Annotated in this window: 14 protein-coding genes and 1 tRNA gene; 8 read left to right on the top strand and 7 right to left on the bottom strand. The window is 59.7% G+C overall.

Annotated features, from left to right (window positions below):
- Window positions 1-22: 22 nt before the first annotated feature.
- The 6 genes from JZX87_RS12065 to JZX87_RS12045 form a co-directional block, all read right to left on the bottom strand.
- Window positions 23-1,228: an ABC transporter permease gene (locus JZX87_RS12065; RefSeq protein ID WP_206825734.1), complete on the bottom strand. Its 1,206-nt coding sequence runs from the start codon at window positions 1,226-1,228 to the stop codon at window positions 23-25.
- Window positions 1,218-1,931 carry an ABC transporter ATP-binding protein gene (locus JZX87_RS12060; protein ID WP_206825731.1) on the bottom strand — a complete coding sequence of 238 codons (714 nt, stop codon included), beginning with the start codon at window positions 1,929-1,931 and terminating at the stop codon, window positions 1,218-1,220. The genes JZX87_RS12065 and JZX87_RS12060 overlap by 11 nt, the downstream gene beginning before the upstream one ends.
- A gap of 13 nt (window positions 1,932-1,944) precedes the next feature.
- Window positions 1,945-3,234, bottom strand: coding sequence for an efflux RND transporter periplasmic adaptor subunit (locus JZX87_RS12055; RefSeq protein WP_206825730.1), 1,290 nt, complete (start codon window positions 3,232-3,234; stop codon window positions 1,945-1,947).
- Between the two features lie 234 nt (window positions 3,235-3,468).
- Window positions 3,469-3,648: a hypothetical protein gene (locus JZX87_RS12050; protein WP_183821613.1), complete on the bottom strand. Its 180-nt coding sequence runs from the start codon at window positions 3,646-3,648 to the stop codon at window positions 3,469-3,471.
- A gap of 158 nt (window positions 3,649-3,806) precedes the next feature.
- Window positions 3,807-3,932: a hypothetical protein gene (locus JZX87_RS31300; RefSeq protein WP_280518256.1), complete on the bottom strand. Its 126-nt coding sequence runs from the start codon at window positions 3,930-3,932 to the stop codon at window positions 3,807-3,809.
- 142 nt (window positions 3,933-4,074) lie between these two features.
- A tRNA-Lys gene (locus JZX87_RS12045) sits at window positions 4,075-4,150 on the bottom strand.
- A 198-nt stretch (window positions 4,151-4,348) separates the two neighbouring features.
- Here JZX87_RS12045 and JZX87_RS12040 point away from each other — a divergent pair.
- Window positions 4,349-5,095 carry a cytochrome c biogenesis CcdA family protein gene (locus tag JZX87_RS12040; protein ID WP_206825729.1) on the top strand — a complete coding sequence of 249 codons (747 nt, stop codon included), beginning with the start codon at window positions 4,349-4,351 and terminating at the stop codon, window positions 5,093-5,095.
- Window positions 5,096-5,188: 93 nt separating this feature from the next.
- On the top strand, window positions 5,189-6,151 hold the full coding sequence (locus JZX87_RS12035; protein WP_206825728.1) for an AEC family transporter: 963 nt from the start codon (window positions 5,189-5,191) through the stop codon (window positions 6,149-6,151).
- On the opposite strand, the gene JZX87_RS12030 is transcribed toward JZX87_RS12035, so the two are convergent.
- On the bottom strand, window positions 6,128-7,330 hold the full coding sequence (locus JZX87_RS12030; RefSeq protein ID WP_206825727.1) for a UbiH/UbiF family hydroxylase: 1,203 nt from the start codon (window positions 7,328-7,330) through the stop codon (window positions 6,128-6,130). The two genes, JZX87_RS12035 and JZX87_RS12030, sit on opposite strands and share 24 nt — an antisense overlap.
- 301 nt (window positions 7,331-7,631) lie before the next feature.
- On the opposite strand from JZX87_RS12030, the gene pcsA reads away from it, so the two are divergent.
- The 6 genes from pcsA (at window position 7,632) to glmU (ending at window position 14,746) form a co-directional block, all read left to right on the top strand.
- Window positions 7,632-8,360 (top strand): phosphatidylcholine synthase, encoded by a 729-nt coding sequence (gene pcsA / locus JZX87_RS12025; protein WP_148144782.1) that lies wholly within the window; start codon window positions 7,632-7,634, stop codon window positions 8,358-8,360.
- Between the two features lie 165 nt (window positions 8,361-8,525).
- Window positions 8,526-10,130 carry an ABC transporter ATP-binding protein gene (locus JZX87_RS12020; RefSeq protein ID WP_206825726.1) on the top strand — a complete coding sequence of 535 codons (1,605 nt, stop codon included), beginning with the start codon at window positions 8,526-8,528 and terminating at the stop codon, window positions 10,128-10,130.
- The gene (locus tag JZX87_RS12015; protein WP_206825724.1) at window positions 10,120-11,208 is read left to right on the top strand and encodes an ABC transporter permease; all 1,089 of its coding nucleotides are present in this window, start codon (window positions 10,120-10,122) and stop codon (window positions 11,206-11,208) included. Before JZX87_RS12020 ends, JZX87_RS12015 begins: the two co-directional genes overlap by 11 nt.
- Window positions 11,208-12,134, top strand: coding sequence for an ABC transporter permease (locus JZX87_RS12010; RefSeq protein ID WP_206825723.1), 927 nt, complete (start codon window positions 11,208-11,210; stop codon window positions 12,132-12,134). Before JZX87_RS12015 ends, JZX87_RS12010 begins: the two co-directional genes overlap by 1 nt.
- A 41-nt stretch (window positions 12,135-12,175) precedes the next feature.
- Entirely contained in the window at window positions 12,176-13,249 is a 1,074-nt protein-coding gene (locus JZX87_RS12005) for a BMP family ABC transporter substrate-binding protein (RefSeq protein WP_183821619.1), read from the top strand.
- A gap of 135 nt (window positions 13,250-13,384) precedes the next feature.
- A complete protein-coding gene (gene glmU / locus JZX87_RS12000; protein WP_206825721.1) occupies window positions 13,385-14,746 on the top strand; it encodes a bifunctional UDP-N-acetylglucosamine diphosphorylase/glucosamine-1-phosphate N-acetyltransferase GlmU in 1,362 nt (453 codons plus the stop codon).
- Window positions 14,747-14,813: the final 67 nt, after the last annotated feature.

Raw genomic sequence — 14,813 nt, 5'->3', positions numbered from 1 at the left:
TTCCCACCGGCAATTTATGGCCTTATTCGTGGCGAAGTGCGTCGATCGGGTTGAGCTGCGCTGCCCGTCTTGCCGGGAAATAACCGAAGATCATGCCGATCGCTGCTGAAAACAGGAATGCGAGCAGAATGATCGTGGGGCTGGCGACAAACGGAACTTCCAGAAAGCTGACGACCCCATAGGCGAGAGCAAGTCCGGTGACGATGCCGATCACGCCGCCGAAGATCGACAGCATCACGGCCTCGACCAGAAACTGCGTAAGCACCTGGTTTTCCAGTGCGCCGATAGCAAGCCGGATGCCGATTTCGCGGGTGCGCTCGGTAACCGAGACCAGCATGATATTCATGATGCCGATGCCGCCGACAAGCAGGCTGACGGCGGCGACCGCGCCGAGAAGGCCGGTCAGAAGCATCGTCGTGCCGGTCATGGCGGCGGCGATCTGCGACATGTCGTTGACGGAGAAATCGTCGTCGCGACCGATTGCGATGCGACGGCGCTCTCTCAGCAGGCTTTCGACATCTGCCTGAACCTTTGCCGTCGAAACGCCATCCTGCGCGGAAAGGACGATGCTCGATATTGTTGTCGTGCCGCCGATCCGGCGCTGATGCAGTTTCAACGGCATGATCACCGTGTCGTCCTGATCATCGCCCATGCCCGACTGGCCCTTGACGGCAAGAACGCCGACGACCGGGCAGGCGACGTTGCTGACACGGATGCTCTGGCCGACTGGATCTGCTGCGCCGAACAGTTCCCGGCGTGTCGTCTCGCCTATGATGCAGGCGGCCTGGCTGCCACGATCTTCGGTGGCTGAGAAATCCCGGCCGAGCGCCAGTTCCCAATCCTGCGCGACCAGATAATCGGCGGTCGTGCCGATGACGCTGGTGGAGCGGTTGGCGCCGCCGGCAATCACGGTCGCCGTGCCGCGGTTGACGGGTGCCACGGCGCGCAGGCCGCTCACCTGATCACGGATTGCCGTGATATCGCCATCGGTGAAGCGCTTGGCCTCTGTGCTTGCCCGGCCCGGTCCCCACTGGCCCGGACGGACGAAAAGCGTGTTGGTGCCAAGCCTCGAGAGTTCGTCGCGCACCTTGGCGGTGGTGCCGTTGCCGATGGTGACCATGGCGATGACGGCAGCGACGCCGATGACGACGCCGAGCACAGTGAGGAAGGAGCGCAACATGTTGCGGCTGATGGCGCGCCAGGCAAGCTTTGCCGTCTCAAACCACATGGGCAGCCTCCCTGGCCTGGATTTCATCGCTGACGAGATGACCGTCGACGAAACGCAGGAGGCGTTTCGCATAGGCGGCGATATCCTCTTCATGGGTGACCATGATGACAGTGATGCCGTTTTCGCGATTGAGCCTGGTGATGAGATCCATGATCTCGCCGCTGGTCTTTGTGTCCAGATTGCCGGTCGGCTCGTCGGCGAGGAGCACGGCCGGGTCGGTGACGATGGCTCTGGCGATTGCGACGCGCTGTTGCTGGCCACCGGAAAGCTCCTGGGTCGTGTGGCCCTCGCGTCCGCGCAGGCCGACCTGTTCCAGCGCCGCCATTGCTCGGCGTCGGCGTTCCGCATGGTCCATGCCGCGATAGACCAGCGGCAGTTCGACATTTTCTACGGCCGAGGTGCGGGCGAGAAGATTGAAACCCTGGAAGACGAAACCAAGCATGTGCCGGCGTAGCAAAGTCAGTTGCGCGCGGCTGAAGCCGCTCGTCGGGATGCCCTGGAAGATGTATTCGCCGGAAGACGGCAGATCGAGGCCGCCGATGATGTTCATCGCCGTCGACTTACCGGAGCCGGATGGCCCCATGATCGAGACAAACTCACCCTGCGCGATGGTCAGGTCTATCTTCTCGAGTGCGCGAATGGTCGCTTCGCCACGGCCATAGACCTTCGAGACCTGCCTGAATGCGATGAGGGGTGCTGTCATCGTCGATCTCCAGTCAGCGGCCACGCGCAGTCGCTTCGGTGATCAACAGGTCGCCATCCTTCATGTCCGGTGATTTGACGACAGTGAACTGGCCATCGGTTGCGCCCATTTCGACGGAGACGCGCTCGGGCGTACCATTGCGCAGAACCCAGACCGACCGGCTTGCGGCAGATGCATCGTTGCGGGTACCGCGATTTCCGCGTGGACGGGGCGGGGAAAACAGGCGCGACAGAAAGCTGCCGCGTCGCTGCATGGTCGACGGCGGCGAATAACGCAAAGCCGCATTGGGCACGAGCAGTGCGCCGGTCACCGATTGCACGGTGATATCCGAAGTTGCCGTCATGCCGGGGCGCAGGAGCAGGTCCTCGTTATCGACCGTCAGGATCGCCTTGTAGGTCACGACATTGTTGACGGTTTCGGAGGCGAAGCGGACGGATTCGATCTTTGCCGGGAAATGCCGGTTGGGATAAGCATCGACCGAAAAACGCGCTTCCTGCCCTTCGCGGACCTGGCCGACATCGGCCTCGTCGACGGCGACCTGCAGCTCCATGTGTTTCAGGTCGCCCGCTATGGTAAAGAGCACCGGTGCATTGAGCGAAGAGGCAACGGTCGCGCCCGGATCGACGTCGCGGGTGAGAACGACGCCGTCGATCGGCGAGACGATCTTGAGCTTGGAGAGATTGATTTCGGCCAAGCGCAGGCTGGCTTCCGCGGAAAGGACGGCTGCCTCGTTGATATCCGTCGATGCGACCGCGGAATCATAGGCATATTTGGCGGCGTCGAGATCCTGCTGGCTGGAGATTCGGTTGCTGACCAGCGAGGTCAGCCGATCGAAGCTGATCTTTGCGGAGGCGGCTTCGGCCTTGGCCTTCAGAACGTTGGCCCTTGCGGAGGCAAGCTGGGCTCTCGCGCTCTGGACATCGGCTTCCTGCCTGTTGGTATCGAGTTCCAGCAGCACATCACCGGCCTTGACCGGGCTGTTGTAGCTGACATTGACCTTGCGCACTGTGCCCGAGAGTTCGCTCGATATGTCGACCTGATCGGTCGGCTGGATCGAGCCTGTGGCGGTGACGATGACCTGCAGGTCACCGGTCTTTGCGGCTTGCGTCGTGTAGTCGAACTGCTGGCCGTCGCCGGAGCCGTAAAGATAGAAGCCGAGACCGCCGCCTATCAGCAGAAGACAGAGCACAAGCAGCCACTTGCCGCGCCCGCGCTTTTGTTTCTGGCCAGAGGTTGCGAGGATCGCGGCGAGATCCGGAGCGTCCGGCTTGCCGGAAGTGAGGGGATCGGTAGGGGCGTTCACTCTTAGGCCTCGTTTTTCATCGGTCAGTCTGTTTCATCTGCTGCGGGCGAGCCGTGTGACCTACCTGCAGGCGTAGAATCTTACGCGCTCCATGCCATGAAACGCGCTTCGGGAGAAATTAAATAACCGTAAGTTGTCGGTTAGTGCCGCTCAAATGACCTGGATTAGGCTGGTCCAGAATCACTATGGCCGGGCTCTTGCGGAGCGCCGGCCATAGTCTTTCTTTGTGCATGTCTATTGCCTGCTGCTCGCTACGCCAAAACGTTCGGGCAGGAATGCCGTCTGCGTCTGTTCTCCGCTCAGCCGGTCGGTTTTTACCGGGTTTCCGGGTCGGGGCGGTATCAACGCAGAGAAGATCGCCAGGCTGCCGGCAATAAGGGTCGCCAGGACAATCAACTCGGTGCTGCGTCTCATCTGGATTTCTCCTTGGTCAAAAGGAAAACTAGGCATCGAAATATAGCTCCCTCACGACAAAGCAGATTGGCGGCTGCGTCCGGGATCGGGAGGAAGGGGATGCCTTGCGGATGATTACGTGCTGTCGGTCCTGTTCCTGGCGGCTTTCGATCTGCCTGCTAGCTGCTTGCCGACATTTCGGCCGGCGTTGCCATGATCTGCTGCTCGCCGATCGAGCGATCCATATACTTGAAACCGAGGATGCTCAGAACAGAGGCAATAAGAACGACGAAAATAATCCGCATGGAAGTCTCCTTCGGCGGCAATAACACCACAACGAAAGACTTGTTCCGTCGAGTAAGGCTGGAAGGCGGCATATCGTATTGAAGAATTGTATCGCGAACGGCGGGAATGTTACCAAAGACCGGGCAATGGAAGTCTTTCGAGTGGTGAGAGCACAGGGATTCGAACCCTGGACCTACTGATTAAAAGTCAGTTGCTCTACCGGCTGAGCTATGCTCTCTCACCATTGCGCCTCAGCGCCTTTCGAAAGTGCGCGATACATATGCAGGTCACATCTTGCGGTCAACCCGCAAAACGTTCAAAAAAATCGCTGTTCGGCGCTTTTTCCATCGATTTCTGTCGATGCATAAAAGGTGATTGGTATTAAGCGGCAATCGGCGATAGCGCCTCTGCCACATCTGATAAGCGGAGCAATCCAGTGTCCATTGCCGAAATATCCATCTTTACCGCGCTTCTGGCTGGAACACTGTCATTCCTCTCGCCCTGCGTCCTGCCGCTGGTTCCGCCCTATCTCTGTTACATGGCCGGCATTTCTGTTGATCAGTTCCGCGACCAGGATTCTCAGGCCGCATCGCCGGCACGCAAGGCGGTGCTCAGGTCGGCTTTCTTTTTCACGCTCGGTTTTGCCACCGTTTTCGTCATGCTCGGGGCCGGTGCGTCCACGGTCGGCGTGCTTTTGCGCCAGCATCTCGATCTCCTGTCGAAGATCGGCGGGCTGATCATCATCATCATGGGGCTGAATTTTCTCGGTGTGCTGCGGATAGGTTTTCTGTCGCGTGAGGCGCGGTTCCAGGCATCAGGTCAGCCTGCGACGCTTTCGGGCGCCTATCTGATGGGCCTTGCCTTCGCCTTCGGCTGGACGCCCTGCATCGGTCCGGTTCTCGGCGCCATTCTCGGCGTGGCGGCATCCCGCGAGACGGTGGGCGAGGGAGCGGCGCTGCTCGGCATCTATTCGCTCGGGCTTGCCGTACCGTTCTGGATTGCGGCGGCCTTTTCAGGCGTTTTCATGCGGTTTATGACCCGTTTCCGTCGCCATCTCGGAATGGTCGAGAAAGCGATGGGTGTGTTCCTGATCGTCACCGGCCTTGCCTTCATCTTCGGCTTCGTCAGTTCGGCGGCGATCTGGTTCCAGGAGACGTTTCCAATCCTGATGCAGATCGGCTGATCGATCTGGCCCTTTTTGTTTCAACGCAATTCCGGACGCAAAACCGGTTCCCACTTTTGCTGGAATTGCTCTAATCGCGGATCAAAAGAGCCGATGGTCGATGTCGTAGCGCTGCTTCTGCCCTTCTTCGGCCTGATCCTGATCGGATATGTTGCGGCAAGAGCGACGGGGCAGCCTCTCGAGGCGCTCGGCTGGCTCAATACCTTCATCATCTATGCGGCGCTGCCGGCGCTTTTCTTCAAGCTGGTGTCGCACACGCCGATCGAGCAACTGACGCGGCTGGATTTCATTTTTGGTGAGATTGCTGCGGTCTATCTGGTCTTTGCCGTCGCGTTCCTGATCGGCTTCCTGCTGCGGAAAAGCTCGTTCGAGGACTGCACGATCCAGGGCTTTACCGCGGCTTACGGCAATATCGGCTATATGGGGCCGGGGCTGGCGCTGCTTGCCTTCGGCGAAAAGGCGGCGGTGCCGGTGGCGCTGATCGTCTGCCTCGAAAATGCAGCGCATTTCATCATGGCGCCGGCGATGATGGCGGTGGCCGGAGACGACAAGCGGCAGCTACACTTGATCGTCGGCTCGATCGTGAAGAAAGTGGCGCTGCATCCGTTCATCCTGTCCACGGCGCTCGGCTTTGCGGCGGCAGCCTCGGGGTACCAATTGCCCGAACCTGCTTTCAAGCTCGTCGATTACCTGGCGCAGGCGGCTGCCCCCTGTGCGCTGTTCGCGATGGGGGTTACGCTGGCCTTGCGGCCGGTAAAACGCATTCCGGCCGATCTCGGTTATCTCGCCGTTCTGAAGCTTCTGGTCCTGCCGCTCAGCGTCTATGTTGTCCTGTCTCTGGTCGGGGACTTCGATCCGGCGTGGATGCACGCGGCAATGCTGCTTGCGGCACTGCCGACAGCCGCCAATGTATTCGTCATCAGCCAGCAATATGGCGTGTGGCAGGAGAGGGCGTCGGCCAGCATCCTGATCATCACGCTTCTATCGGTCGTGACGCTGCCGGCCTGGTTGTATGTGATTTCCAGCGGGATCCTACCGCCGGATCTGTTTCCCTAATTCGCGAACGAAATTCTTCAGGCTGCGACCCGGCTCTACACCTTCCTGCATCAGTGCGTTGCGCAGGGGAGAGACGGCGTTGAGCACGTGCATGCCGGCTGCCCGCACCATCTGGACCGGTATCAGATCGGTCAGCAGCGAGCGGTTGAGAAGGTCGACGCTGAAAGTGCGGCTCATCACGTCCGGGCGCCGGCGTCGATGGTAGCGGTCCCCGGCATCGGCCGGGATCGGCTGGTCGTGCTGGGCGGACAACAGATCCGCCAGCGTCATGCTATCGCGCAGCGACAGGTTCAGCCCTTGTGCGCCGATGGGCGGAAAGGCGTGAGCGGCTTCGCCGATCAACGCGACGCGCCCGGCGCCAAAACGCTCGGCCATCATGCTCGACAGCGGCCAGGCCTGTGCCTTGCCTTCGACGGTGACCTTTCCGAGGATCGACTGCATGCGCGCTTCGACGATCGCCGACAGCTCTTCCGTCGGCAGGTTCGTCAGCTGGGCGGCTTCCTCCGGCCGAACGACCCAGACGAGGCTGGAGCGCGAGCCGGGCAGCGGAACCTGAGTGAACGGCCCGCTTTCGGTGTGAAATTCGGTCGATACATTGCCATGCGGCAGTGTGTGGGCGAAATTCAGCACCACGGCGGACTGCCGGTAGGACCATTTGCGCACATCGATGCCCGCCGCTTCGCGGGTGATCGACTTGCGGCCGTCGGCGCCGATGACGAAGTCGGCCTCGATAACCTCGCCGCCATCGATCGCGATCGTCACCTTGTCAGCCGTTATAGCGACAGTCTCGACATTCGTTTCTATGCGGGTCAGGTTCGGTTCTGCAGCCAGGGCGCCGTCGAGAACCTCGGCCAGCGCCTTGTTGGGGATATTGTAGCCGAAGGCATGAAGGCCGATATCGCTGGCGCGGAATTGCGCCGGCGGCGCGCGCAAGAGGCGGTTGGTGCCGTCGAGGATCTGCATCACGGAGAGTGCGGCCGTGGCGGGCGCGATTTTCTCCCATACGCCGAGACGCTCAAGATAGCGCACGGACTGGTCCATCAACGCAGTCGTGCGTCCATCGTCGTGTTTCGGCGCTGCGGCGACGAGGCAGACTTTTCGGCCCGCACGTCCGAGTGCAAGAGCTGCCACCTGGCCTGCCAGGCCGCCACCGATGATCGCGATCTCGTAATGCTGCATTGTCCGCTTCCAATTCCTCAAGCATGTCGCGTAAAACCGTGCAGCGGTTTTGCGCTGAAGACGTGCGACAAATCAAGAATCTAAAGCTCATGAGCGAATCTGGATGATCGCGACACGCTTTAGCCGGGCTCTATGTAGAGCTTCCGGAAGCTTCAATCCATGGGGTATAGACGATTGCTCTCTCATTGGCGCTAAGTGGTGTAAAACCCATGATAAAGGCGGCTGGCGGTTGCAATGCGCCGGAATTGGCAGCATACCCGAAGATCAAGCTAGAGGCGGGAAGTAAGAAAACGGGGCGCGCGTGTTCAGACGAATCTTCAATTATCGTGCAGTGCCCTATGCGGAAATCCGCGCCTTCTGCGTCCACATCTTTACCGCTTCGGGTTCTTTTCTCGCCTTTCTCGGCGTCGTTGCTGCGGCCGAACATCGTTTCATCGACATGTTTTGGTGGCTCGGTCTGGCACTGCTCGTCGATGGCGTCGACGGGCCGATCGCCCGCAAACTCAACGTCAAGGAAGTGCTGCCGAACTGGTCCGGTGACATGCTGGACAATGTGATCGACTACGTGACCTACGTTCTCTTGCCAGCCTTTGCGCTTTACCAGAGCGGCATGATCGGCGAACCGTGGTCGTTCGTGGCGGCAGGCATGATCGTGGTTTCGAGCGCGATCTACTACGCCGACATGGGCATGAAGACGGATGAATACTTCTTCTCCGGCTTCCCGGTCGTCTGGAACATGGTTGTGTTTACGCTCTTTGTCATCGATGCAAGTGCAACGACCGCGATGATCGTGGTGACCGTTTCGGTGGTCTTGACCTTCCTGCCGATCAACTTTCTGCATCCGGTGCGCGTCAAGCGGTTGCGGCCGCTCAATCTGACCGTTGGAGCCATCTGGTGCGCCCTTGGCGGTTATTCGCTGCTCCTGCATTTCCAGTCTCCAGACTGGGTCGTCTGGGGTGTGGTGATCAGCGGCATTTACCTCTATTGCATCGGTGGAATATTGCAGCTTTTTCCGAACCTTGGAAAATAGGCCAAGGTGACCGGCGAGCCGTTCTTTCATGTTGTGGAAGTCTGCAAAACCGGTATCAATATCAGGCGGCTGCCTTCTGACATGCGGAAGGTGGCCACTTCATTTTAAAGACGTAAACAATGCAGAGCTTCAACGGACGGCTCTGCATGATAAAAAGGGGGTTCCGTGACTTCTTCCGAGGGCGTTGAGGCAAGCCCGCTTCTGTCTGTCCGGGGGCTGACAAAGCTCTTCGGCAGTTTCGCGGCGTGCGATGCCATCGATCTCGATATCGGCCATGGGGAAATCCATGCGCTGCTGGGCGAAAACGGCGCTGGTAAATCTACGCTGGTGAAGATGCTCTTCGGCGTCTTGCAGCCGAGTTCAGGGACAGTTTCACTGGAAGGAAAGCCAGTGGTGATCCCATCGCCCGGCGAGGCGCGACGTCTCGGCATAGGCATGGTCTTCCAGCACTTCTCTCTGTTCGAGGCGCTGACGGTGGCGGAGAACATCGCCCTGTCGCTTGACCCAAGGACGCCTCTGGCGAAGATCGCGGAAGAGACGGCGAGCGTCTCCAGAGCTTATGGCCTGCCGCTTGATCCGTCTGCCCATGTCGCCGATCTTTCCGTCGGTGAACGCCAGCGCATCGAGATCGTGCGGGCGCTGTTGCAGAACCCGAAGCTGATCATTCTCGACGAGCCGACATCGGTTCTGACGCCGCAGGAGGCCGAGCGTCTGTTCGAGACGCTGATGCGGCTGAAGGCCGAAGGGCGTTCGGTTCTTTATATCAGTCACCGTCTGGAAGAGGTTCAGCGCATCTGCGATCGCGCCACCGTTTTGCGCCACGGCAAGGTTACCGGTGCTTGCGACCCCAAGCATGAAACGCCTGCCTCGCTTGCACGGATGATGGTCGGGACCGAAGTGGCCGAGGTGAAACGCGATAGCGCCAACGCGCTTGGCGACATTCTGCTGCAGGTGAACAAGGTTTCGGTCGCCTCGCGTACGCCGTTTGCGGTAGCACTCAAGGATATCTCGCTGAAGGTTCGGGCGGGCGAGGTGCTTGCCATTGCCGGCATCGCCGGCAACGGCCAGTCGGAACTGTTTGATGCCATTTCCGGCGAATATCCGATTGCTGACAATGATGGCATTGTCCTGCGCGGAAAACCTGTTGGTCGCCTTAGGATTAACGGGCGCCGTATGCTCGGAGCGGGGTTCGTGCCGGAAGAGCGGCATGGCCACGCGGCGGTTTCGGCGCTTTCGCTTTCCGACAATCTGCTTCTGGCGCGAAGCCGGTCCGATAAAAAGGCATTTCTGGCCGGCGGACCTCTCGCCATCGTCAAGCGGGATGCGATCCTGTCTGCCGCACGACGCATCTGTTCGATGATGGATGTGCGCAAGAGTGGCGAAGACCCTGCTGCCGGCTCGCTTTCGGGTGGAAACCTGCAGAAATTCATCGTTGGCCGCGAGCTTGATCGACAGCCTTCCGTGCTGGTCGTCAACCAGCCTACCTGGGGTGTCGATGCGGGCGCCGCGAGCCGCATTCGTCAGGCGCTTGTCGATCTGGCGAAAGCAGGATCCGCCGTCGTCGTTATCAGCCAGGATCTTGACGAGATTTTCGAGATCGCCACGACGATTGCCGTGATTTCGGATGGCAGGCTTTCGGACCCCTATCCTGCAGGAGAGCTTACACTTGAACAGATCGGCCTGCTGATGGGCGGCATCCATGACAGTCATTCCGGGGAAAAGTCTTCTGGAGAAGACCGGGCCGGAATGGAGACCGCACATGCGCATTGAGCTTCAGAAACGCGCCAACACATCCATGCTGTTTTCGGTCCTGTCGCCGCTTCTGGCGCTGGCGCTGACGCTGATTGCCGGCGCAATTATGTTCGGCCTTCTGGGCAAAAGCCCGCTCAACTCGCTCTACATCTATTTCGTCGAGCCGCTGCTCGATGTCTGGTCGCTGCATGAACTGGCGATCAAGGCTGCACCGCTGATTTTGATCGCGGTCGGTCTGTCGGTCTGTTTCCGGTCAAACAACTGGAATATCGGCGCGGAAGGGCAGTTCACCATCGGTGCGATCACCGGTTCGATCCTGCCCGTGCTGAACCCGGAATGGCATTCGCCGCTGATCCTGCCGCTGATGCTGATCATGGGAATGATCGGCGGGGCGCTTTACGCCGGTATTCCGGCGCTTTTGAAGACCCGGTTCAATACGAACGAAATTCTGACCAGCCTGATGCTGGTCTATATCGCGCAACTGTTTCTCGACTGGCTGGTGCGTGGTCCGTGGCGCGATCCGCAGGGATATAACTTCCCGCAGACCAAGAGTTTCCAGTCGGAAGCGGTGCTGCCGGAAATCCTCGATTCGGGTCGCGCGCATCTCGGCATCGTCTTCGCGCTCATCGCTGCCGTGGCGCTGTGGTTCATGATGCGCTTCATGCTGAAAGGCTTTCAGGTCTCGGTGCTGGGACAGTCGGAACGGGCAGGGCGGTTTGCAGGCTTTTCGGCGAAGAAAATGGTCTGGTTCTCGATGCTGCTTTCCGGCGCACTCGCCGGGCTTGCCGGGATTTCGGAAGTCTCCGGTTCGATCGGCCATGTGCAGCCGGTGATTTCGCCGGGCTACGGCTTTACCGCGATCATTGTCGCGTTTCTCGGAAGGCTCAATCCGCTCGGTATCATCGCCTCGGGCTTCGTGCTGGCGCTCACCTATCTCGGTGGGGAGGCGGCGCAGCTTTCTCTCGGCATTTCCGACAAGGTCAGCCGTGTTTTCCAGGGGCTCATCCTGTTCTTCGTACTGTCCTGCGATACGCTGATCCATTATCGGATACGTCTGATCGTCAATCCGTCCGCCACTCAGGAAGGAAAAAGCTGATGTTCGAAGCTATCCTTCTGACCGTTATCACCGCATCGACGCCGCTGGTCATTGCCGCTCTCGGCGAACTGGTGACCGAGCGATCGGGCGTGCTCAATCTCGGCGTCGAAGGCATGATGATCATGGGTGCGGTTGCCGCGTTTGCCACGGCGCAGCTGACCGGTTCCGCCTATCTGGGTATTCTCGGCGGCATCATCGGCGGCGGCATTTTTTCGCTGCTCTTCGGTTTCCTGACGCTGACGCTTGTCGCCAATCAGGTCGCGACCGGTCTGGCGCTGACAATCCTCGGCCTCGGTCTGTCGGGACAGCTTGGTGAAGCCTTTGTCGGTATGCCGGGTGTTCGCCTGCAGCCAATCGTCATTCCGCTCCTGTCCGATATCCCGTTCTTCGGACGTGTGCTGTTTTCCCAGGACCTGATCTTCTACATGTCGGTGGCGTTGGTCTTTGGTATCAGCTGGTTCCTGTTCAAGAGCCGCGCAGGCCTGAAGATGCGGGCGATCGGCGACAGTCACGGGTCGGCGCACACGCTCGGGATCAACGTGGTTCGCACACGTTATCTCGCCGTCCTGTTCGGCGGGGCCTGTGCCGGTCTTGCAGGCGCACAGCTTTCGCTCGTCTACACGCCGCAATGGGTGGAGAACATGACGGCCGGCCGTGGCTGGATCGCGCTGGCGCTCGTCGTCTTCGCATCCTGGCGGCCGCTCAGGGTTCTCGCCGGTGGTTATCTTTTCGGTGCCGTGGGCATCGGACAATTGCATGCGCAGCTTCTGGCGCAGAGTGGCGGGATAGCCATTCCGTCGCAGCTTCTATCCGCATTGCCTTATGTCGCAACTATTGTCGTGCTGATCATCATTTCGCATAATCGCCGCACGACGCTCATCAATACGCCGGCATCCCTCGGAAAACCATTTGTCCCCGATCGGTGACCACGTTAACGTTCATGTCATACTCCATCAGAGGTTGGAAAATGAAAAAACTCATCATTGCGCTGGCTGCTACCGCTGCCGTGCTCGGCGGTTTTGCCGGTAGCGCGTCGGCTCAGGAAAAGAAGAAGATCTGCTTCATCTATGTCGGTTCCAAGACCGACGGTGGCTGGACCCAGGCGCACGACATCGGTCGCCAGGCGCTGCAGAAGGCTCTCGACGACAAGATCGAGACGCCGTTCCTGGAAAGCGTGCCGGAAGGCCCGGATGCCGAGCGCGCCATCGAGCGCATGGCTCGCTCTGGCTGCGCCCTGATCTACACGACCTCGTTTGGCTTCATGGACGCAACGGTCAAGGTTGCCGCGAAATTCCCGAACGTGAAGTTCGAGCACGCAACCGGTTTCAAGTCCGCCGAAAACCTCGCGACCTACAATTCGCGCTTCTACGAAGGCCGCTACATCCAGGGCCAGATCGCCGCCAAGATGTCGAAGAAGGGCGTCGCCGGCTACATCGCATCCTTCCCGATTCCTGAAGTCGTCATGGGCATCAACGCCTTCGAACTCGGCGCGAAGTCGGTCAATCCGAACTTCAAGCTGAAGGTTGTCTGGGCCAATACCTGGTTCGACCCGGGCAAGGAAGCCGATGCCGCCAAGGCGCTGATCGACCAGGGCGTTGATATCCTCACCCAGCATACCGACACGACTGCTCCGATGCAGGTTGCTGCCGAGCGCGGCATTCTCGCCTTCGGTCAGGCTTCCGATATGATCGCAGCCGGCCCGAAGACGCAGCTGACGGCAATCGTCGATACCTGGGGCGCCTATTACATCAAGCGCACCAAGGCGGTTCTCGACGGCTCGTGGAAGTCTGAACAGATCTGGGACGGCCTGAAGGACGGTATCCTGACCATGGCGCCCTACACCAACATGCCGGACGACGTGAAGGCGATGGCGGAAGAGACCGAAGCCAAGATCAAGTCGGGCGAGTTGCATCCGTTCACCGGCCCGATCAACAAGCAGGACGGTTCGGAATGGCTGAAGGCCGGCGAAAAGGCCGAAGACGGCGTTCTGCTCGGCATGAACTTTTACATCGAAGGCGTGGACGACAAGCTGCCGAAGTGAGCTTTTTCCGCGTTACAGATCGAAAGGGCGTCTTCGGGCGCCCTTTCTTTTTATGTCGTTGAGACACAAGCCGTTTATCGCCCTGCAAGATTGTTGCTGCTAAACAGCGAGCAAATGCCGAAGGAGATTCCCTAAATGAGCCGTTCCTGCCTTGCCGTCATTCTCGCTGCGGGCGACAGCACGCGGATGAAATCGTCGATGTCGAAAGTGCTGCATCCGGTCGCAAACCGCCCGATGATCGCGCATGTTATGGCGGCGGTGGCTTCTGCGGGAATGACCGACGCGGCGCTGGTGGTGGGCCGCGATGCCGAAAAGGTCGCGAAGGCCGGATCGCTCGACGGGATTTCGGTGAAGAGCTTTCTGCAGACAGAGCGGCTCGGGACAGGCCATGCGGTGCTTGCCGCGCGTGAGGCGATTGCCGAAGGTTTCGACGATGTGCTGGTGGCCTATGGAGACGTGCCGCTGATCACGGCCGCTCCCTTTGCCGCAGCGCGCGAAAAACTGGCCGAGGGCGCCGATGTCGTCGTCATCGGTTTTCATACCGACAAGCCTTTCGGGTACGGCCGGTTGCTGGTCGAGAACGGCGAACTCGTCGCCATCCGCGAAGAAAAGGATGCTACCGACGAAGAGCGCAAGGTCACCTGGTGCAATAGCGGGCTGATGGCGATCAATGGGAAGAAGGCGCTCGCGCTGCTCGACAAGATCGGTAACAGCAATGCCAAGGGTGAATATTACCTCACCGACCTCGTCGAGATCGCCCGCGCAGAGGGTGGCAAGGTGGTTGCCGTCGATGCGCCGGAAACGGAACTGACCGGCTGCAACAATCGCGCCGAGCTCGCGGTCATCGAAAAGCTCTGGCAGGAGCGTCGCCGTCATGAGCTGATGGTTTCGGGCGTTTCGATGATTGCGCCGGAAACCGTGTTCCTCTCGTTTGATACCGAGATCGGCCAGGATGCGCTGATCGAGCCGAATGTCGTTTTCGGCCCCGGCGTGACGATCGATGGCGGCGCAGTGATCCATGCCTTCTCGCATATCGAAGGTGCGCATGTAAGCGCCGGCGCGACCGTTGGCCCCTTTGCACGACTTCGTCCGGGCGCGGATCTTTCGGAAGGCTCGAAGGTCGGCAATTTCTGTGAAGTGAAGAACGGCAAGATCGGCGAGGGCGCCAAGGTCAACCATCTTACCTATATCGGCGATGCCGTGATCGGCGCGCATGCGAATATCGGTGCTGGCACGATTACCTGCAACTATGACGGCGTGAACAAGCACCAGACGGTAATCGGCGCAAACAGTTTTGTCGGTTCCAATTCGTCGCTTGTGGCACCGGTTTCGATTGGCGAGGGCGCCTATGTCGCGTCGGGCAGTGTCATCACGGAAAATGTGCCGGCCGATGCTTTGGCGTTGGGGCGAGCTAGGCAAGAAGTGAAGCCTGAGCGGGCAACGCTCATTCGTGAACGAGCGCTGGCGATAAAAGCTGCCAAGAAGCCTGCAAAATAGAGATTGCGGCGCGTTACGCGCCGATACCGAAAGTGACGAATGCGGCGATTGCGCAAGTGCAGCAATC

Origin of the sequence: Agrobacterium sp. Ap1 (genome assembly GCF_017313375.1) — a bacterium.
Classification (GTDB): domain Bacteria; phylum Pseudomonadota; class Alphaproteobacteria; order Rhizobiales; family Rhizobiaceae; genus Neorhizobium; species Neorhizobium cellulosilyticum.
This window is presented reverse-complemented; position numbering and strand designations above follow the sequence as displayed.